This is a genomic window from Paenibacillus aestuarii, from assembly GCF_027789125.1.
GTDB classification, from domain to species: Bacteria; Bacillota; Bacilli; order Paenibacillales; family NBRC-103111; genus Paenibacillus_E; species Paenibacillus_E aestuarii.
In genome coordinates, this window is sequence record NZ_JAQFVF010000044.1 from 89,492 (window position 1) to 108,444 (window position 18,953).

Below are 18,953 nucleotides of genomic sequence, written 5' to 3' on the forward strand. Positions count from 1 at the left end.
GGGGCGGGGCTTGTACGAGGCGGCTCGGCGTGTCAGGCACCTGCAGCTCGGCCCGCGCGAGGCCGGGCTTGGCGCGTCGACCCCCTCCAGTCCGAATTTGCCGGCTTACGGCAGCTATATCCATGCATTCGCCCGCAGTAGTCCGATTTCGCCGACTTACAGACGCTTTTTCTGAGCCTATTGGGCAAAGCAACCCTGTAATTGGGCAAAATCGGACTACGGCCGCTCTCACACCCTTCCTATCTGCTGTATGTCGGCAAAACCGGACTACAGCATTTCGCTGTCGAGTTGACTGGGGAGCAACGCCGTTTTTCCCATATTACTCTCAGCACTATCCCCACTACTCATGCAAAGTACGACTGGTGAAGGGGTGGAAGATGGCTAGATTTAATCTAGTTCTCCGCAGCACGCCCAGCGTCTAGATGACCAGATTAAAGCTAGGTCCCGGCCCGGGATTCACGCCCAACCAACAAAATAAGACTGCCAGCACTAACAGCAGTCTTACCCTCCACGCTCTATGTATCACCGCCACCGTGCAGTTCTTCCTTCAGCTCCTCTTTCAGCTGCTGGGCCTGAACGAACTGCTCCTTCAGCTCCTTCGCCTTCTCCTCCGTATGCTGCAGCTCCGCTTTAATCACTTGCTGCTCGATATCTTGAGCAAGCTGCTGGTACTGCTCGGCCATCTTCACGGCGTGCTGGGCTGCGGCTTTGATCGCCTCCAACTCTTGCTGATCTTGAAAAACTTGTCCCATCTGGTCGTGACCCTGGTGACCTTGATGCCCCATTTGACCATGACTCTGCTGGTCATGATTCCCCATCTGTCCCCCCTGGCTCTCGTGGCTCCCGTGGCTCTCCTGGCCCTGGCCCCCATGACCCATCTCTCCCGTCTCGCCTATCCCGCCCATCTGCCCTTGCCCCTGCTGATCGGACTGGCCTTGCTGTTCCTGCTGGTTACTATACTGCTCCGCCTGATTTTGCTCTTCCTGCGGTTGCTCGTGATCTTGCTGATGCATATGAGACCCCCTCAACAAAAATTCCAATATATATTAATTTTAGTTAAAAATTCATTTTTATTCGTGCTATTCATGCAATTGATGCCCTTGATATTGATGAATCAAATCCATCTTCAGTTCCCAAGCAGCCGTGCTCAAATTCACCCGATACACAGCCGGATTCAGCTTGCGAAGATACTGCGGCCAAAACATATCCTTTTGCTCGGCATGGTACGTCCGAATAGCCTCCAGCGAGGGCAGCTCATATACAAGCTTGCCTTCCGAGAAAATCGGCTTCAGCAGCGGAATCGGCTCGTAATCTTCGATATATTTGTGAATGTAGGGATGTACCGGGTCAAAAAGCTTAATCCGCTCCCCATCCCGAATATCAGTCTCGTGACGCAGCGCCAAATAATCGGCCACTGCCTTACCGGTCTGCTTATTTACAATCCGGTACGCTTCCTTGAAGCCGGGATTGGATACTTTCTCAGGATTGCCCGAGATTTTGATGACCGGCACGTAGTCGCCGTCTTTTTCCCGGGCAACGAGCTTGTACACCCCGCCGAGGGCGGGCTGGTCCGCAGCTGTAATCAGTTGGGTACCGACACCCCACACGTCGATTTTGGCATCCTGCGTCTTCAAGCCCTCGATGATGTTCTCGTCAAGATCGTTCGAAGCGACGATCTTCACGTCCGGAAAGCCCGCCTCATCCAGCATCTTGCGCGCCTGCTGCGACAAGTAGGCCAAGTCGCCGCTGTCGAGGCGGATCCCGCTCATCCGCTTGCCCATCTGCTGCAGCAGGCGCGCGGTCGCAATCGCATGCGGCACGCCGGATTGCAGCGTGTCGTACGTGTCGACGAGCAGCGTCACCTCGTCAGGCAGCGCCTGTGCGTACCGCCGGAACGCTTCCTCTTCGCTGTCGTGCGCCTGCACCCAAGAATGGGCGTGCGTGCCCTTTGCCGGAATGCCAAATAGCATGCCTGCGCGCATGTTCGATGTCGCATGGAAGCCTGCGATATACGCAGCCCTCGCGCCCCAAATGGCGGCATCCGCCTCCTGCGCCCGGCGTGTGCCGAACTCCAGCAGCACATCGTGCGGGGCCACCTGCTTGATGCGTGAAGCCTTCGTCGCGATCAGCGACTGGTAGTTCATGAAGTTGAGAATCGCTGTCTCCACGAACTGCGCCTCGAACATGTCCGCCTCAACGCGAATCAGGGGTTCACTGGGAAAGACGAGCGTACCTTCCAGCACAGAGCTCAAGTTTCCATTGAAGCGGAATCTTTTTAACTCATCCAGAAATGCTTCCTGATACTGCTCCTCCTGCGTCCGCAGGTAGGCAATCTCCTCATCGCCAAAACGTATGCTCTGTATGTACTGCACAATCCGTTCCAAACCCGCAAAAACGCCATAACCGTTGCCAAACGGCAGCTTGCGGAAGTACACTTCGAAGACAGCCTTATGCCGATGCGTGCCCTGCAGCCAGTGGGCATACATCATGTTGATCTGGTATTTATCCGAATGGAGGGTCAGATGGTAGTCGTGCATGCAGCAATCATCCCTTTCATGCCTATTAGGTTTTCCTCAATTGCCCATTATATCCATTCCTGTTCGCACCGACCGCACCATAAAAAAAGAGCCGCCATTTCCATGGCGACACCTCTCACGAGTACAATTCTTTTTACTCAGCATACAGATTGGAATAGTTGAGAAGCATCGTCAAAAAGCCCAGCGCTACAAACAAGAAGAACGCCAACAATCCCCAATGAAACAGATTCGGAATCACGATAAACACAGCGCCGATGAAAAAACACACCCAATTCTGCCAAACATTCCTGCCGGATTTGCCTAAAGCGAGCAAGGAGCAGATCACTTGCAAACCGCCCAGAATGACGCATAGCCAGAAGGCATTGGACTCATTGGTAAAAGCGAACATCCACGGCGTCAATAAAAACCAGACTCCTAAGCAAGCGGACAAAATATTTTTTAACGTCATCCCGCTGCACCCCCTAATTGCTAGATGTTATATTCTATGCAATCGCTTACAACTATGTGTTAGTTCCATAGAGAAATAGATAAACCCCTGGCTTCACGTATGGGCATCCATGCGCAAACCAGGGGTTTGCTTTTATCCAAAAGATGGCTCGACTCGCTATCTAACGGTTTACATCTTCGTCTTGCTGGATATGTAGATCGCCGTTGTCACGGTTGGTCACGTCCGCCAGCAGTTAGATCCGGAAAGCGCCGACAACCTGCTGCAGATCCTGGGCAATCGTCGCGAGACCTTTGGCCGAGGTGGTGATTTCCTCATTCGAGGCAAGCTGCTCCTCCGTCGCTGCGGCAACGATCTGCGCTGTGCCGGATGTTTGCTGCGCAACAGAACCCACATTAGCAACCGTAGCTGCGACTTCCTGCGAGCTGGCCGCCATCTGCTCGGCTGTAGCCGCCGTTTCCTGGATCTTGCCTGCCACCTCTTCCGAAGCGCTGGCGATTTGCACAAAAGCTTGCTCGGCAGCGCCGATCTCCGTCAAACCTTCATGCACCTCTGTAATACCCGACTGCATGACTTCAGAAGCACGAACCGAATCGCGCTGTATGTTGACAATCAATTCGGAAATACTTCTAACGGAATCATCCGTTTGGGAAGCCAGCTTGCGCACTTCGCCCGCAACAACCGCGAACCCTTTGCCGCTGTCGCCGGCGCGTGCCGCTTCGATCGCTGCGTTAAGCGCCAGCAGATTCGTTTGCGAAGCAATGCTGCCGATCAAGGTCGAGATTTGGCCAATGTTTTGCGAGTGCTTCTCCAGCTCTTGAATCACTTTGTGGGCTGCATCCACAGAGAGGCTGACGGTTTGCATTTTCGCCATCGCCCGCTGCATCGCCGTTGTCCCCTGCTTCGCCAGTTCGTTCGCGGATATCGACAGCTCGGAAACCTCCGAAGTCGTCTCGGCGATGCGCTGGACGCCAATCGACATCTCTTCCACAGCCCGTCCGACTTCCAGCGAGCTCTGCGCCTGCATATCCGCGCCAATCGCCAACTCCTGAACCGATTGCGCGACATGATGCGCAGCCGAAGCATTATGCTCGGAGCTGGCAAACAGCTGCTGGGAAGATGCCGCTACGCTGTTCGAGGCCTCAAGCATCTGTCCAACGGATTGGCGCAGATTAACGGCCATTAAATTCACAGCCTGGACGAGGGTGCCGATTTCATCTTTATTCTTTACTTGCAACGGCTGTACGGTTAAATCCCCGTCCGCGATCCGGGTCAAAGCTTCCGATGCCACACGAACCGGTTTCGAAATGATCCGCACCATCACGAATGAAACGGCCAGCATGAACAACAGGATGACGCTCAGCACAGTGACGGATATGAGGACACTCTTCTGATACAGAGCGCTGCTCTCCAGCTCGGCGGCGTCAGCGCCAGCTTGATTGAACTTAACCATCAGCGCTACATCTTGCTGCAGCTTGGTAAAAGTCGTGGATACTTGCGCAAAATTGTCCTGCGCCTCCTTCACTTTCGAAGGATCTTTCGCCAGCTCTTTGCTCTTCGCAAATACATCTTTAAATTGCTGCCAATCTTGTTTTAGCGCATTATAGTTTTTCTCATCGTCCGCGTTCGAAACCGCTTCCTTATAATTCTCTACAAGCTTATCGGTCCCTGCGATCGTAGCAGCAAGATCATTGTCCATAGCGGCCTGCTTGTTCGCATCCGTCTCTAACTGCTTGCCAAAGTAGTTCGAAAGCAAATGCTCGGTGTTGAAGTGAATTTCTTCCGTAATCTGAATCCCTTTGAGCCAATTTTTTACCAGACTTTTGTTGTTCTCCTTGAGCACAGACATCCGTTCCAAATCCGTTAAACTTAAAGACCCGATTAACACAAAAATAATCGTAAATACGGCAATCATTTTTTTCCTGACGGTAAAGCGCATCATTCATCCTCCTGTGAATTTGTGCCAATAATCGGGCTTCCCTTATACATGCAGAACGCCTGTCTGGTTTATCATAAGGGATATTCATTAAATGTTTTTGGGTCAAACATTATAAAAGATTTAGATTTCCTAACACTTTCCTAAAATATTTGGAGGCTATTGGATGCGTAATACCTCATCGCTTCGCTTCAAATTACTCGCCGCACTCCTGTTGACCACAACGATCGCGCTTTACTTGGTAGGAACCGCCAATTACTTATTATCCAAAGACAAGCTGCTCCAGCAAATGAAACAGCAGTTGATCTCCTCGGTAACCGACTCAGCACACAACCTGAACGAATTCCTGGTCGTTCGCAGGGAAGAGGTGGAGCTGATCAGCCGCATTCGCGAAATTCAAAACGGTTCCCTGGAAGAACAGCTGGCGTTCTTGAATAAAGAGCTGAACAAAGAGAGCAGCGACTATTATGCGATGGGCATCGCCGACCTTAACGGACGTCTGCATTTAACCAACGGCAAAGTGGGCAGCATCGCCGGCCTGACCCGTTTTGCAGAAGCCATGAAAGGTAAAGCCTACATTGACGATCCGCACATCGGGAGAATGACGAAGAAGTATATCGTTTCCATCACCGCCCCCGTTTTTAATGAACGGAATGAAGTGAAGAGCATCCTCGATATTTCCATTGACGCTGATAAAATGTACCGCCAGCACTTATACCCGCCTGAAGGATCCGATAAGACGGTCATTTTGTCCAAAAGCGGACTCATCTTGTATCACAGCACCGATTCGTCACAAATTTTAAAGACCAATATTAATGAGAAGTATCCGAAATTAGCTGCGGCCTTTAACAAAGCGATCTCGCAAGAGTCGGGTGCGATTGAAGAAATCTTTGACGGCCGCGATGTGCATCTGTTTTTTGCCCATATCCCGAATTCGCAGCGGTATTTGGTTTATTCCATGCCGAAGACCGCCTTCGAAGCTCCCACCAGCACATTACTATGGTGGACGATCGGACTTCTTGTTGGCATCGGGCTGCTGCTCTCTATGCTTATTTATTGGGCGGCTAATTTCTTCGTGATCAATCGCATCCGGCAAATTCTAGATGTGACGGAAGCTGTCGCTGGAGGCGATTTTTATGTCAAGCCGCTGGAAGATCACAGCGATGACGAGTTGGGACTGCTCGCTGCATCCGTTAACGGGATGACCACTAATCTGCGAGAGCTGTTCGAGCCCTTCAATGCTTTTATCACCAACAATCAATATGCCATGATCGTCACGAATCCCGCCTTCATTGTCAAACGATTCAATCAGCGTGCAGAAGAGCTGCTCGGTTATCAGCGAGAAGAAGTGATCGATAAGGAGACGCCGCTTCTATGGGTGGATGCGGAACAGCTGCAACGACGCGCCTCCCAGTATTCAGAAGAACTGGGGATCGACATTCCTAGTGACTGTACCGTTCTCGTCGCAAAATGCTTGCTTGAAGAGCGGGAGCAGTCAGAGTGGATTTGGCACCACAAGAATGGCGCTAAGATTCATGTGCATATGGTGACGAGTGTCGTCACCCAGCCTAACGGCGATCCGAAAGGCTTTGTCTTCATCGCCCGGGATATCAGCGATCTCATTGCTGCCGCTGAACTGAAAGAAAGGCTGCTGGCCATCGTGGAAAGCGCGTACGATGCCATTTTTTCGTTTGATCATACGGGGCACATCTTTTATATGAATAAAGCATGCCGGGAATATGCACTCACGGAAGAGGACGATGGCACGTTTCATCATTTCACGCATTATGTCGAGCTGCTGAGCAACATCGATTTGAACCAAGGGCTGCAAATCGCGGCAGAGCGAGGCTTCTGGCAATTTGAAGCGGAATTCATGACGAGAAACGGCAAGCGGCACTGGGCCTCATCGATCATTGTCTCCCATCAGCCTTCAGACGGCGGAGAGATCTACTATTCCGCCATTATGCGCAACATTACTGAGCTCGTCCGCTCCAATCAAGAGCTGACTCGCGCCAAGCAGGAGGCCGACGAAGCCAACATGGCCAAGAGCCGGTTCCTGGCGCGGATGAGCCATGAAATTCGCACGCCGCTTAACGGCATTATCGGGATGTCCTTCCTGTTGAAGCAAACCGAGATGACCACTCTGCAGAGAGACTATGTCACCAAAATCTCAGCCTCATCTGTCGCCTTATCGGAAATTATTAATGGAATTCTCGACTTCTCCAAGCTCGAAGCGCAGCAGCTGGCCATTGAGCATGTCCAGTTCGCCTTGGATGAAACCATTGACCGTGTCTGTGAAACATTAAGTGTCTTGCTGGGGCATAAGCCGATCGATTTCCTGTGCCAAATCGGTGAAAATGTACCGTTGTCCTTGATCGGCGACTCGCTCCGCATGTACCAGGTGCTGTTGAATTTGACGAGCAATGCAGTCAAATTCACAGATCAAGGCATGATCACGCTGCGGGTAGAGGTCGTGGAAACGGATGCTGCCGGGGTCCAGCTGGCTTTCACCGTCATCGATACCGGCATGGGGATGAACGAAGAGCAGCTGGGCAGGCTGTTCCAGCCGTTCGTGCAAGCCGACGGATCGATCAGCCGCAAATATGGCGGTACTGGGCTGGGGCTCGTCATCGCCAAAAGCTTGGTCGAGGGCATGAACGGCACGATCGAGGTATGGAGCGCTCCGAAGCTCGGCAGCGAATTCCGGGTGACCGTCCCCTTCGCCGTAGCGGCCAGGCCGGAGACGCCAGCGCCTAAACTGGCTTTGCGCGCCCTCGTTGTTGAGGATCATCCGCAGCTGCACAGCTTTCTTGTCGACAGCTTGCAGCGGATGTGCGAGGAAAGCACCGGCGCCTACTCTTGGCAAGAAGCCCAGATGAAATCGGAGGCGAAGCCTCCGGATGTCATACTTCTCGATATGGAGGCCTCCGATATGTACGGCGAAGATGTGTGGCGGCGCATGCACGAGCACTGCAAGAGCAGGAGCATCCGGACCGTCGTGTGCACCACTTTGCCCGGACGGGATGCGCTCGAACGGCTTCCTGCGCACATCGCGCCCGATGCCATCCTGGTCAAGCCGCTTACGGCACATGCGATCTATCAGACCCTGCGTCCATGGACAGGGGAAGCCGAGGGCGAAGCGCAACCTGCCTATTCAGCGGTTGCTGTAAGCGAAACGGAACACAAGCACCATATTCTGCTTGTCGAAGACAATGAGATCAATCAGACGGTGGCCCGCTCCCTGCTCGAAAACAATCATTGCCTCGTCGATGTGGCTCATAACGGATACGATGCGCTGTCCTTGCTGCGCGACCATGTCTACGACTTGATCTTGATGGATATCCATATGCCAGGGCTCGACGGCATCGAGACTACGCGGCAAATCCGCCTCATGCCGGGCTATCAGTCCGTCCCGATCATCGCTGTCACTGCGGATTCCACCTTGGACAAAGAATGCCTTGCCGCCGGCATGAATGACACCGTGCTCAAACCGATCATCCCGTCATGCTTGTTCAATGTGATCGGCCGCCATTTGCGCGATAAGTCCATGACGGATGCGACTGGGCTTGCGCCCGCAGGCGCGATGGCGCGCTTGGGCGTCAGCCCGCAGCAGTATAAACAGCTGCTGCTGAAGTTTCACGCCCAGTATGAGCAGGCAAGCGGGCAGCTCGAATCGCTCATTGCCCAGAAGCAATACCGCGAAGCCGTCCAGTTTACGCATACGCTTCGTGGGACGTCCAGCAGCCTTGCCGCCGATCGCGTCTATGAAGCCGCAACCGATTTGGAAGAGCTGCTGCAAAGCCTTTTGAACGGCTCCGCGGATGCCACCGACGAGCAGCTTACCCTTGCGCTGGCAGTTGTGTCGGATGCGTTACAGGAATTTTTTCACATGATTGAAAAGCCCCCGGTTTGATTGAAAGTTGCGTCGATTTATGTCACTATTAGATGTAACTGATTTTTATACTTAGAAAGGAGAGACTTGGAGCCCCCCGCTCCAAAGTCCTTAATTTAGATGACTACGATGACTGCTTCAGAAGCTCCATACCGCATTTTGCTATACTATAAATTTGTCACTGTCGAAGACCCGGAAGCTTTGGCCAAAGAACATTTGGCTTTCTGCAAAAAGCTTGGTGTCAAGGGCCGTATTCTCATCGCCCGCGAAGGCATCAATGGCACGTTGTCCGGTACGGTCGAACAAACCGATGCTTATATGAAAATGATGCGCCAAATGCCGCTGTTCAAGGACATCGTCTTTAAGATCGATGAGAGCGACAAGCATGCTTTCCAGAAAATTTTTGTCCGTCCGAAAAAAGAACTGGTGACGTTCCGTCTGGAAGAAGACGTGAATCCGAATGATCTTACCGGTACTCATTTGAAACCGAAGGACTTCTATGAGAAGCTGCAGCAGGAGGATGTCATTGTCCTCGACGGTCGCAACAACTATGAATTCGATATCGGCCATTTCCGCGGCGCGATTCGCCCGGAAGTAGAGACGACGAAGGAGTTTCCGGAGTGGATCCGCAATAACCTACAGGAATACAAGGATAAGCCGATCCTGACTTACTGCACAGGCGGCATCCGCTGTGAGAAATTGTCCGGCTTCCTGATCAAGGAAGGCTTCAAGGAAGTGTATCAGCTTGACGGCGGTATCGTGACTTATGGTCAAGATCCTGAAGTGCAAGGCCGCCTCTTTGACGGCAAATGCTACGTCTTCGACGAGCGCATCTCCGTGCCGATCAATCGCACGGAGGAAGACGTCGTCGTCGGCAAATGCCACCATTGCGGCAAGCCGGAAGACCGCTATATCAACTGCGCAAACGATTATTGCCATCTGCAGCATATTGTTTGCGAAGCGTGCGAAGAGGAGCACAATCACTTCTGCTCCAAAGAATGCGAAGATGCCACTTTGGCTCGCCTGGAAGCATAATAAAAAAAAGGCTGTCCTCCTGCCATAACACTGGCGTGGGACAGCCTTTTCACGTATTTATGCCAAATTTTTCAAAATCTGATCCGTCAGCGGGTAAACCAATTCCTCCTCTAGCGTAATATGCTTCAGCAGAATAAGGCACGCCGTCACCAGCTCACTGGTCATCAGCTGCAAAAACTCCACATCTATCGGCACCTTCATGTTATTGACGCCATCCACATAAGACTGCACAACCCTCTTGGCCAGATCGTGATCCTGCTCAAGCACCGTAATCGAGCGCGTCATGGAGAGCGCCGTTGTGGGATGGACGTACGTATACAGCCGCGGAAACAGCTCCTGCTCTTCCCATTCGGAGTGCTGCTCCAAGTCCTCGATCAGCAACAAGATACTGTCCTGCAGCTCGATAAGCCTGCACATGCCTATTGAGCAATCCTCAAGGGAGTACAGGGTGGCCGCCGTCTTCCGGATTTCCGTGAGCTGGCCGCGCATCTGCTGATGTTCTTCCTTCCACCTGGCTACAATCGCCGGGAAGGACGCCCCCTGTTCTGCATCCTCCCTATTCGTTTGAATGCTCAAACGGTATTCCATTCGACTTCCTCCTTCGTAATGAGCTGACACACGCAACATTACCATTGTATGCGCGACAGGTGGGCGAACATGCGAAGGAAATAGGATAAATCCGAGCGGCGAGTCAAACGGAACCCTGGTAACCGAGGCGATAAAAAGTGAATACAATAACCCCGAGAGGCTTCAAACCTAGCGGGGTTATTGTGTTTAAAAACCAAAATTATGTCCATACTTCTCACTAGTACGCGAAGTTAGGAGTAAATGAAATTGAACGATCAGGAGCAGAATAGACTTTTCAGAGGGCTGATGTGGGCCACACTTTTTAGCGCCATCCTTTGGACCGTGTTGATTCTATCAGCGCTTGGGTGGGTGGATTTGGTTCGGGGGCTGTAGCCCTGAAGCTTCACAGTCCCGTCGACCGATTCAGGAGTTCTTCCCGAGAGGCCCCTTTCCATAATTTTGATGCACCTTACTCTATACTTGTTGTTTTTGTAGTTTTTCCACCATCCACCTAACAAGATAAGATATCAGCAAAAACACTACAAACGAATAAGTATGTTTCCAGCTATTGCTTTGGCAGGAATAAGTGAAACCATGTAAATATCGTTTCTACAACTGAGGGACTTTATTCCACTCCTACAGCTACTTATTACTTCTATTCTTTACTTTTTATGTTAAGTCAAACCGTGTATAACGATCGAACTTCTTGCGTTAAAGATATCACTGCAAATAAGGAAGAACCTATGCGGCAGGGTTCTTTGACAACATGGTCTATCATCAGATTCATCCCTCTCTTATCCATTATCTTTACTTATAACTATAATAGAATTCCAACTTTTTTTAGTAAATAAAAGGAATTTGGACTCATATGTGGAATATATTTGAGAATATGACTCAATTGTATGTTCGATTATATCCAATAGGGGGAAGACCGTATGAAATCGACGGGTATTGTTAGAAAAGTGGACGAGTTGGGGCGCATTGTTCTCCCCATCGAGTTGAGACGTACACTGCACATCGAAATCGGGGATGCGATTGAAGTTTATGTTGATCCGGAGCGGATCACGCTCAGAAAGTATAATCCGGCCTGCATCTTCTGCGGCAACTTTGAGAATATGACGTATTTCAAAGGGAAATTGGTTTGCGACAAATGTATGAATGAAGCCGGCTAAACAGAAAGCCTCCATTATCAGCAGCACGCTCATGAATGGAGGCTTTGTCTTGTTTACTTACAAATAAGATAAAACAATGGAGATCAGCATGCCCGCCACGGCGATCCACAGCAAGTAGGAACGGAACACTCTCTTCAAGCTTTTGTCCTGAGCATCTATGACAGCTTTCTTGCGGGCGCTGTTGCCCTTCGTTTCCCCATTCTGATCTTCCGGCGCCTGTGTGCGCCAATTCATAAACTGAAACCCGACACCGCTAATTACAACGGAGATCATCAGCAAGATTAAAGACCCCATGAATAACTTGTCTGATATGGCTTGCATCATGTACGCGACGTTCCTCTCTGCCCCAAATATCTGATGTCGATCTTATTATACTTAAAAAGCGTCGAAACAACAAAAAGCCTCAACCCGGGTGAGAGCCGGCTGAGGCTTTGCTCGTTGCTGTTGCTACTAGCTTGCAACTTCAGCTAATGCTTTTTTCAACTTAGTTACGTTAAGGCCCAGAATCTTATGCTCACCGATAACCGTAACCGGCAGCGACATCAGCCCCATATCGTGCACTTCTTGTCCGTATTGATCGTTCAGATCAATATTTCTTTCTTCGAAAGCGACGTTCTGATCGCTCAAATACTTTTTCACCTGTTGGCAGTATGGGCAGTTTGTGCTGGAATAAACAATAACATTAGACATCTATGATCATCTCCCTATTCTTTTATTCTATCGTTATTTGTACTGCGGAATCAACTGCGTCCGCTTGTTAATAAACTTGTCCACCGCCATGGCGGCAATGGCTCCATCGGCAGCAGCGACGACCGCTTGTTTGACCGGCGTCCGGCGAACTTCACCTGCACCGAATACCCCGGCTACAGGGGATTGCATCGAGTTGTCGAGCACCATGAAGCCCTCTTCATCGAGCGGAACTTGGCCTTGAAGGAAATCCGTCCCCGGCTTGCTGCCGGACAAGAAGACGAATACCCCGTCAACGTCCAGCACTTCTTCAGCGCCTGCCGCCGTCCGTACCTTTAAGCCTTGCACTTTTTTATCGCCCAGGACTTCCAGCGCCTTCGTCTTATACAGCAGCTCCGTATTCGGCAGCTCCGGCACATGATGTACGCCTTGAAGCTCAGACCGTGGAACGACAAAATAGATCTTGTCCGTAAACTTGGTCAGCGCGTGCGCCTCTTCCAAGGCTTCCTCCGTATCGCCAATCACCGCCACCGTCTTGCCTGTGAAAAAAGCGCCGTCACACGTCGCGCAAGTACTTACGCCTCGACCTAGCAAGTCCTCCTCGCCTGGCAGCATGCGATTGCGCCCTTTGGAACCTGTGGCGATAATAATCGCTTTGCCCTCGAACATGCCGTCGGCTGTGAACACATACTTCGTCTCGCCTTCCACATCCACATCGGTAATCGTAGTTTGGATGAACTCCGCGCCGAAACCTTTGGCTTGCTCACGCATCGTGTCGAGCAGTTCTTTACCGGAGAGCTCACCGGTAATTCCCGGATAGTTGGCAATCTTATGTGTAATCGCCAAAGCCCCTGTATTCGGAGCTTTATCGATGACCAGCGTCTTCAAATTTCCTCTGGCTGTGTAAATCGCGGCGGATGCGCCGGCAGGACCTGCGCCAACAATGATAACATCATACATGATTCTATGATTGCTCCTCTCTACTCTCAAGCCTTATCTATTAAGTGAGAATATATATCAGATAATAATTATTATAAAAAATATAATAGATTAAAGTCAATTCTTTTTTATAATAATTATAAACAATAATAACAACAGCATCAGAGTCTAACGACAAGAAAGTATCCTCATTAGCGACAAGAAAATCCCGACATCATAAAAAAAACAGGGGATAAATTCGTAGTACTTTATGTTGGGTGATAAATAAGTTCTGAAGTCAAGAAGCCAGCAACCATAAGGGTTGCTGGCTTTTTCGTGAAAATATATGACAAATTAAGTTTTGAAGTGGTTTTTGAGCTAAATTGTCAGATTTACAAATTAGTTTTGAAGTACTTCTGACTAACTTTTAACTTTTTATTTTGACAGCTGACCTTATCGATTATGTAACCAGACATATGCGATTAGACTTCATCTCGGACATTTACCTGCGGAATGCATATGTCATCCAGAACATGGCGCCGGATGGTTATACTCAGCTGCCAACCACAAACTGCTGCGCAGCCGAGTCCTTCGAACTCCATGCAGGCCATCTGCACCGTAGCCATCAGCCAATCGTCCATCCGTCAATAGCTGCGACAGTAGCAGCTTGCCTTTGCCTTCACCAAACTCAATTTGCAGCACTGGCGTTTTGGTTAAATTAACGCCGCACTCGGCAAGTGCCGTCGCTTTCTGCGCTTTCCCGCAGGTCCAAGTGCGTCTCCGGGTAAATAGCCTTGACCAAGCCTGATAGGCCCACAATTCAACATAACGACGGAACGACCTTGGTCGATAGCATCCTCCTGCATTTCACGCACTTTCGGGTCGGTGGTCGCAGCCTCCCAATACACAGAAAATAACATCAGCAATTGTGCATCTTCTGCATCTGTTACTGATAGTCCGCAGTATTGGAAAACTACGCCAGCTCCTCATTCAACTGTTGACTGTCTCATTCAACCGATGTGCTTGAATCCTGTATAAAAACAAGTGCCCTCAGCTGTCTCGCTTCACCGGTCTCATTGAACCAGTACAGTGAAAACTCGACCTTCCCCCCCTGGAACAAAATTGCGATCCCATACTTCCAGATTGACGCTGACTACCGAATAGGCTGCCGTTAATCCGTCCGTTCAAAGCAAATCCCGCCTACGTCCTCGGATAATCGGATTAGATTATAAATTCAAAGCTTCCCATTATTTCATGAACGACTTCATTATTGTCTAGCTTCACCTTTAAAGTAATCGGTGCATCACTGGAAACGACAATACGATAAGAACCATCACCCTGAGGTGTCGCAAGCAGATTGAGAGTCTTGCCAGCAAACCAATAACGATCACATCCGATAGTTCCTTGTCCTGGTGTAAGCTGCCAAATCAGCTCATTGCTTCTGGCGTCACCCTTTATACCGATGGCATGTTCAATTAAATACAAGATCGGAGCAATACCTGACCATCCAACAAAATCGGTTTTATCAGCGTTACCTGAATCGATGGAATCTGGCGGATAATTTTCCCAAATGGTATCGGTATCCTTAAACACCTGCACTACGTTATTCAAATGGTTCAATGCAATCTCCCTTGCTAGATCATCATACCCATAATTCTCCAAGCCACGAATCACCATAGTGTTCGTTGGAGCCCAGACAGAACCCCGCCAGTAGCCACCGCGCGGATCGTAACCCTCTTCATCGGCCGCGCAAACCGGTACCCTATGTACTCGATTGAAAGTGGCCGGATCATTAAGCCAATGTGCTAGTTTCTCCGCTTGCTCCTTCGTTGCTACCCCGGCCAAAAGCGACCAGAACGCCGCAATCGTTTTGACGGACGTCTGCTCTCCTGAATCTTGAACATCAAAATAAAAGCCTACTTCGTCATTCCACATCATCCGGTTGATCGTTTCTGTCAATTGGCTAGCTTCTTCTTCAAGCTCCTCAATCTGACTTGCATAAATGGCCGCTTGCTCGTTATCTCCTCTGCTCACGCAATGGTCGATTAGCACTTTAGCAATGTCGATCAAATTGCGTGCGAGCAGTACCATCTCGCAGCTGATATCAACACCACTGCCCAAATATCTATTGCGCGGATTGTTATCCATACTTGCCCAGTCCGTAACATATAAACCGAAGTGATTTTGCAGATGATATTTTAGCGCATCGTAATAACGCAAATTCGGTTCATACACAAGTTCCAAACGAGCCACATCACCTGTATGCTTGAAACTCTCTAACTCCGCCCAAGCCATAATCGGATGATTCAGATTATCTAGCGTAAGATAGGGTGGAACCCCCACAGTTCGTCCAAGATTCGGCTGGAACATCTCTTCAAATGCCGGCTTTGCTGTTTGAAAGAGCTTCCTATGTCCATAATGATTATGAAAATAGGAATGCAGCGGCATACGGTCGTAATTCACCCAAGGCAAGAAATCCTTCCCCGTTTCGCGAACCATCTCGCGAGGAATCTCGCCGTCATCGAACTGTTTACAGTAGAAGTTATCGAGTGACCGAATCCCTGGAATATACGGATTCGCCAGATTGCAAAACATGGTTATGAAAACGGTATCCCACAAAAAAACATCCTGGTTGAAAGCAGCGTCGATAAAGTTGCTGACAAAACCACTTTCCTCCGTTGGGACATGCAGATTGCGGTAAGCAATTTCCCACGCTTTCCAGTAGCATTCTAAATAATCCGGACGCTGCTCGTAAATGGGCTTCGGCAAACTGCTCCGTGCTTCTTCAAAGGAAAGAAGCGGAACATCTTCGTACGATTTTTTATTAAAATACATACCTCTTGGCAGTAAGTGGTGCTTTTCAATATTGGAAAGTTTCATCTCCATATTCATCTCCTATACGTACGATCCGTTTACCGGTTAGCAAATAAATAAATCGTTCTCATAATTCGCTCAGCAGTATCCTCCAACAGTTGAGAAGCTCTTTCAAAAGCATCTTGGAGAGGCATCGGTTTATCGACAATAGAAAAGATACTGTCAAATCCCTTGTCCAATAAGGTATGAGCATCCCGTCCGATTGCACCAGCAACAGCAATAACCGGAATTTGATATTTTTTTGCTAAGCTAGCTACCCCTTGAGGAGTTTTGCCAAATGCAGTTTGAAAATCGATCATTCCCTCGCCAGTAATCACGAGATCAGCATCTTTCAATGCTTCTTCCAGCTGTGTGGCTTCCATAACGATCTCAATTCCTCGTTTCATTTCCGCATTTAGAAATGCCAGCACACCTGCGCCAAGACCGCCAGCCGCACCAGCGCCTGGATATTTAACTATTTCTTTTTCCATATACGCTTCCAACAGCTTCCCATAATGCAGAAGGTTTTGATCTAGGGTTTCCACCATTTCCATAGTCGCACCTTTCTGTGGACCAAAAACGTTCGATGCACCATGCTCCCCACATAAAGGATTATCTACATCGCAAGCGACAATAAATTTGACTGTGTTCAGCCTTGGATGCATACTTGAGCAATCAATCGTTTTTAGTTGATCCAAGCTGCCGCCGCCAAAATCAATTTCTTGTCCGTTGGCACGTAAAAACTTCACCCCTAATGCACGAGCCATTCCTGTTCCGCCATCATTTGTCGCGCTTCCACCGAGACCAAGAATGATCGATTTACAACCCATTTCAATGGCACTCAAAATCAGCTCTCCTGTGCCATATGTTGTCGTTACCAGTGGATTTCTCTCCTCGGGCAAGAGTAATGGCAACCCCGAGGCAGCAGCCATCTCAATAACTGCTGTCTCTCCATCACCTAAAATTCCATAGAACGCCTCTATTTCCCTTAAAAGTGGATCTTTGACGCGCACATGAATGATTCTCCCGCCCGTAGCATCAACCAATGATTCTACAGTTCCTTCGCCGCCATCAGCCATAGGGACTTTCGTAATTCTTAAATCTTTCCTCACCTTCAGAAACCCTTTTTCAACTGCTTCCGCAACTTCTTTAGCGGACAAACTACCTTTAAAAGAATCAGGGGCAATGACTACGTTCATTAGATTCACCTTTTTTAAGCTTTTATCCATGCAAATTCATAAGCTTCAAGTTCAACCATTCCATCAATGATCACGTTGTTCAAAATATTAGTGCCTTTGATCGCTGCAGATACAGCTTTCTTTTCCGCAGTAACATTGAGAATGAACGTAATTTTTTCACCTGTCTGGTTATTTTCTCTCTCCAATGCAAAGAAAGCTGGACCGAGATCTACAACTTTTTGACTTGCATACGGCGAGAATGCACTCTCAGCCTGTCTTAATTGAATCAATTCTGACAGACTTTTAAATACTTTGCTTCTTCTTTCATCATTAACTAGCGCATCTCTAATGTAACTAACCTCAAACTTTTCTCGATTAATTCTTCTGTTAATACCAGATTGCTCAAGTCCTTTATAATCATTTGTTGATCCAATTAAAGAATTGTAGTAAATAGCTGGTACGCCTATAAACGAGAAAAGTATAGAATGTGCAGCAATCATCTTTTTAATTTTCATATCTAATGTGCGGTCTTCTGCCTGATTGACAAGTGCATCGAAATAATTAATATTCAACTCGTAAACAGATTGTGTGCCGTCAGTATTGTTCTTATAGGAGACTCTACCGCCATTTTCTACAACTTTATCGACAAGTGCTTTTCTTTCTTCATCCGTTAATATTCCTTCAGTAGCTCTTACACCGATTCCATCATGACTTGCTAAAAAGTTAAAATAAGTTGCCGTTTCAGACACTTTATCGATCGTCTTTGCCCAGCTCGTTAACTTACTTGAATCATGAGTAGTCATGGTATGGAGTACTAAAGGAGGCAGTGCAAACTGATACACCATATGTGCCTCATCCGTTCCATTTCCTAAATAGCTGATGTTCTCTTTATGAGGTACATTGGTCTCTGTAATAATTTGTGTATCTTTTTTGAAGTAGTCTAACAGGATACGCCAAAGTTTAATAATTTCATGCGTCTCTTCCAAGTGCATGCAATTAGTTCCAGATTCTTTCCAAAGAAATCCGATAGCGTCTAATCGAATGCTGGAAGCACCTTTGTTAGCATAGAGGAGAATGACATCGGTTAACTCCTTCAACATGGAGAAGCTTTTAGGATTAACGTCAACTTGATCCTCGCTGAAGGTTGTCCATGCCGTTTTCAAACCATTTTTCCCCTTATACTCGTGGAACAACGGTGAAGTTCTAGGACGTACAACTTTAGAGTAATCAAAATTTTCATCGTGTGGGATAAAAAAATCTTTGTACTGTTCCTCATCATTCAAATAGCCTTGGAACCACGAACTGCTTTTAGATAAATGGTTCGCTACAAAGTCATACATCATTCTAAAATCCTTGGCAAAAGAGTGAATGTGACTCCAATCTCCTAAATTAGCATCAATCTGGCGATAGTCTACAACGGAAAATCCATCGTCAGAAGTATACTCAAACATAGGCAGCAAATGAACGTCTGTGATGACTCCATTCACGTGATCTTTCAAGAATTTATTTAACGTTTCTAAGGTAGGGACGCCATTTTCATAAATACTATCCCCATAGGTAATGAAGTAAACATTTTTTTGAGTGATCTGATCATTTTGTGCCCAGTTTGCTTTCTCCCATTTCGAAATGAGCTCAATCAGTGAATCCAAGTAGTCTGTTTTATAATTTTGCTTATATATTAGCTTCAATTTACCTTTAATACTTTGAAGTACTTTATCTCTATTCATAGTCCA

The 18,953-nt window shown here is 48.5% G+C and carries 16 protein-coding genes; 4 read left to right on the forward strand and 12 right to left on the reverse strand.

Annotation, left to right across the window (positions count from 1 at the left end; genetic code table 11):
- Window positions 1-10 precede the first annotated feature (10 nt).
- Window positions 11-175, forward strand: coding sequence for a hypothetical protein (locus O9139_RS19015; protein WP_270881045.1), 165 nt, complete (start codon window positions 11-13; stop codon window positions 173-175).
- A gap of 340 nt (window positions 176-515) precedes the next feature.
- On the opposite strand, the gene O9139_RS19020 is transcribed toward O9139_RS19015, so the two are convergent.
- The 4 genes from O9139_RS19020 to O9139_RS19035 form a co-directional block, all read right to left on the reverse strand.
- Window positions 516-1,013: a hypothetical protein gene (locus O9139_RS19020; protein ID WP_270881046.1), complete on the reverse strand. Its 498-nt coding sequence runs from the start codon at window positions 1,011-1,013 to the stop codon at window positions 516-518.
- 66 nt (window positions 1,014-1,079) lie between these two features.
- Window positions 1,080-2,537, reverse strand: coding sequence for a nicotinate phosphoribosyltransferase (locus O9139_RS19025; RefSeq protein ID WP_270881047.1), 1,458 nt, complete (start codon window positions 2,535-2,537; stop codon window positions 1,080-1,082).
- 133 nt (window positions 2,538-2,670) lie between these two features.
- The gene (locus O9139_RS19030) at window positions 2,671-2,985 is read right to left on the reverse strand and encodes an SPW repeat domain-containing protein (protein WP_270881048.1); all 315 of its coding nucleotides are present in this window, start codon (window positions 2,983-2,985) and stop codon (window positions 2,671-2,673) included.
- Window positions 2,986-3,217: 232 nt separating this feature from the next.
- Window positions 3,218-4,924, reverse strand: a complete 1,707-nt coding sequence (locus O9139_RS19035; protein ID WP_270881049.1) for a methyl-accepting chemotaxis protein — start codon at window positions 4,922-4,924, stop codon at window positions 3,218-3,220.
- Between the two features lie 160 nt (window positions 4,925-5,084).
- Here O9139_RS19035 and O9139_RS19040 point away from each other — a divergent pair, with 160 nt between their 5' ends.
- Both O9139_RS19040 and trhO read left to right on the forward strand, forming a co-directional pair.
- Window positions 5,085-8,831 carry a response regulator gene (locus tag O9139_RS19040; RefSeq protein WP_270881050.1) on the forward strand — a complete coding sequence of 1,249 codons (3,747 nt, stop codon included), beginning with the start codon at window positions 5,085-5,087 and terminating at the stop codon, window positions 8,829-8,831.
- A gap of 108 nt (window positions 8,832-8,939) precedes the next feature.
- A complete protein-coding gene (gene trhO / locus O9139_RS19045; protein WP_270881051.1) occupies window positions 8,940-9,845 on the forward strand; it encodes an oxygen-dependent tRNA uridine(34) hydroxylase TrhO in 906 nt (301 codons plus the stop codon).
- Window positions 9,846-9,902: 57 nt separating this feature from the next.
- On the opposite strand, the gene O9139_RS19050 is transcribed toward trhO, so the two are convergent.
- The gene (locus O9139_RS19050; protein ID WP_270881052.1) at window positions 9,903-10,433 is read right to left on the reverse strand and encodes a hemerythrin domain-containing protein; all 531 of its coding nucleotides are present in this window, start codon (window positions 10,431-10,433) and stop codon (window positions 9,903-9,905) included.
- 914 nt (window positions 10,434-11,347) lie between these two features.
- Here O9139_RS19050 and O9139_RS19055 point away from each other — a divergent pair.
- Window positions 11,348-11,584: an AbrB/MazE/SpoVT family DNA-binding domain-containing protein gene (locus O9139_RS19055; RefSeq protein WP_270881053.1), complete on the forward strand. Its 237-nt coding sequence runs from the start codon at window positions 11,348-11,350 to the stop codon at window positions 11,582-11,584.
- 57 nt (window positions 11,585-11,641) lie between these two features.
- On the opposite strand, the gene O9139_RS19060 is transcribed toward O9139_RS19055, so the two are convergent.
- The 7 genes from O9139_RS19060 to O9139_RS19090 all read right to left on the reverse strand — a co-directional run bounded on the left by O9139_RS19060 (window position 11,642) and on the right by O9139_RS19090 (window position 18,947).
- On the reverse strand, window positions 11,642-11,908 hold the full coding sequence (locus tag O9139_RS19060; RefSeq protein WP_270881054.1) for a hypothetical protein: 267 nt from the start codon (window positions 11,906-11,908) through the stop codon (window positions 11,642-11,644).
- Between the two features lie 126 nt (window positions 11,909-12,034).
- Window positions 12,035-12,274 (reverse strand): glutaredoxin family protein, encoded by a 240-nt coding sequence (locus O9139_RS19065; protein WP_270881055.1) that lies wholly within the window; start codon window positions 12,272-12,274, stop codon window positions 12,035-12,037.
- Window positions 12,275-12,307: 33 nt separating this feature from the next.
- The gene (locus O9139_RS19070; protein WP_270881056.1) at window positions 12,308-13,231 is read right to left on the reverse strand and encodes an NAD(P)/FAD-dependent oxidoreductase; all 924 of its coding nucleotides are present in this window, start codon (window positions 13,229-13,231) and stop codon (window positions 12,308-12,310) included.
- A 480-nt stretch (window positions 13,232-13,711) separates the two neighbouring features.
- The gene (locus tag O9139_RS19075; protein ID WP_270881057.1) at window positions 13,712-14,008 is read right to left on the reverse strand and encodes a hypothetical protein; all 297 of its coding nucleotides are present in this window, start codon (window positions 14,006-14,008) and stop codon (window positions 13,712-13,714) included.
- Window positions 14,009-14,410: 402 nt separating this feature from the next.
- Complete coding sequence (locus O9139_RS19080; protein WP_270881058.1) at window positions 14,411-16,075, reverse strand: MGH1-like glycoside hydrolase domain-containing protein; 1,665 nt, start codon at window positions 16,073-16,075, stop codon at window positions 14,411-14,413.
- 26 nt (window positions 16,076-16,101) lie between these two features.
- Complete coding sequence (locus O9139_RS19085; RefSeq protein WP_270881059.1) at window positions 16,102-17,241, reverse strand: glycerate kinase; 1,140 nt, start codon at window positions 17,239-17,241, stop codon at window positions 16,102-16,104.
- 14 nt (window positions 17,242-17,255) lie between these two features.
- On the reverse strand, window positions 17,256-18,947 hold the full coding sequence (locus tag O9139_RS19090) for a sugar phosphorylase (protein WP_270881060.1): 1,692 nt from the start codon (window positions 18,945-18,947) through the stop codon (window positions 17,256-17,258).
- Window positions 18,948-18,953: the final 6 nt, after the last annotated feature.

Coding starts and splice junctions, on each gene's coding strand:
- O9139_RS19040 (WP_270881050.1), top strand. CDS start 5,085: ATGCGTAATACCTCATCGCTTCGCTTCAAATTACTCGCCGCACTCCTG.
- O9139_RS19070 (WP_270881056.1), bottom strand. CDS start 13,231: ATGTATGATGTTATCATTGTTGGCGCAGGTCCTGCCGGCGCATCCGCC.
- O9139_RS19080 (WP_270881058.1), bottom strand. CDS start 16,075: ATGGAGATGAAACTTTCCAATATTGAAAAGCACCACTTACTGCCAAGA.
- O9139_RS19085 (WP_270881059.1), bottom strand. CDS start 17,241: ATGAACGTAGTCATTGCCCCTGATTCTTTTAAAGGTAGTTTGTCCGCT.
- O9139_RS19055 (WP_270881053.1), top strand. CDS start 11,348: ATGAAATCGACGGGTATTGTTAGAAAAGTGGACGAGTTGGGGCGCATT.
- O9139_RS19025 (WP_270881047.1), bottom strand. CDS start 2,537: ATGCACGACTACCATCTGACCCTCCATTCGGATAAATACCAGATCAAC.
- O9139_RS19030 (WP_270881048.1), bottom strand. CDS start 2,985: ATGACGTTAAAAAATATTTTGTCCGCTTGCTTAGGAGTCTGGTTTTTA.
- O9139_RS19060 (WP_270881054.1), bottom strand. CDS start 11,908: ATGATGCAAGCCATATCAGACAAGTTATTCATGGGGTCTTTAATCTTG.
- O9139_RS19090 (WP_270881060.1), bottom strand. CDS start 18,947: ATGAATAGAGATAAAGTACTTCAAAGTATTAAAGGTAAATTGAAGCTA.
- trhO (WP_270881051.1), top strand. CDS start 8,940: ATGACTGCTTCAGAAGCTCCATACCGCATTTTGCTATACTATAAATTT.
- O9139_RS19035 (WP_270881049.1), bottom strand. CDS start 4,924: ATGATGCGCTTTACCGTCAGGAAAAAAATGATTGCCGTATTTACGATT.
- O9139_RS19050 (WP_270881052.1), bottom strand. CDS start 10,433: ATGGAATACCGTTTGAGCATTCAAACGAATAGGGAGGATGCAGAACAG.
- O9139_RS19020 (WP_270881046.1), bottom strand. CDS start 1,013: ATGCATCAGCAAGATCACGAGCAACCGCAGGAAGAGCAAAATCAGGCG.
- O9139_RS19065 (WP_270881055.1), bottom strand. CDS start 12,274: ATGTCTAATGTTATTGTTTATTCCAGCACAAACTGCCCATACTGCCAA.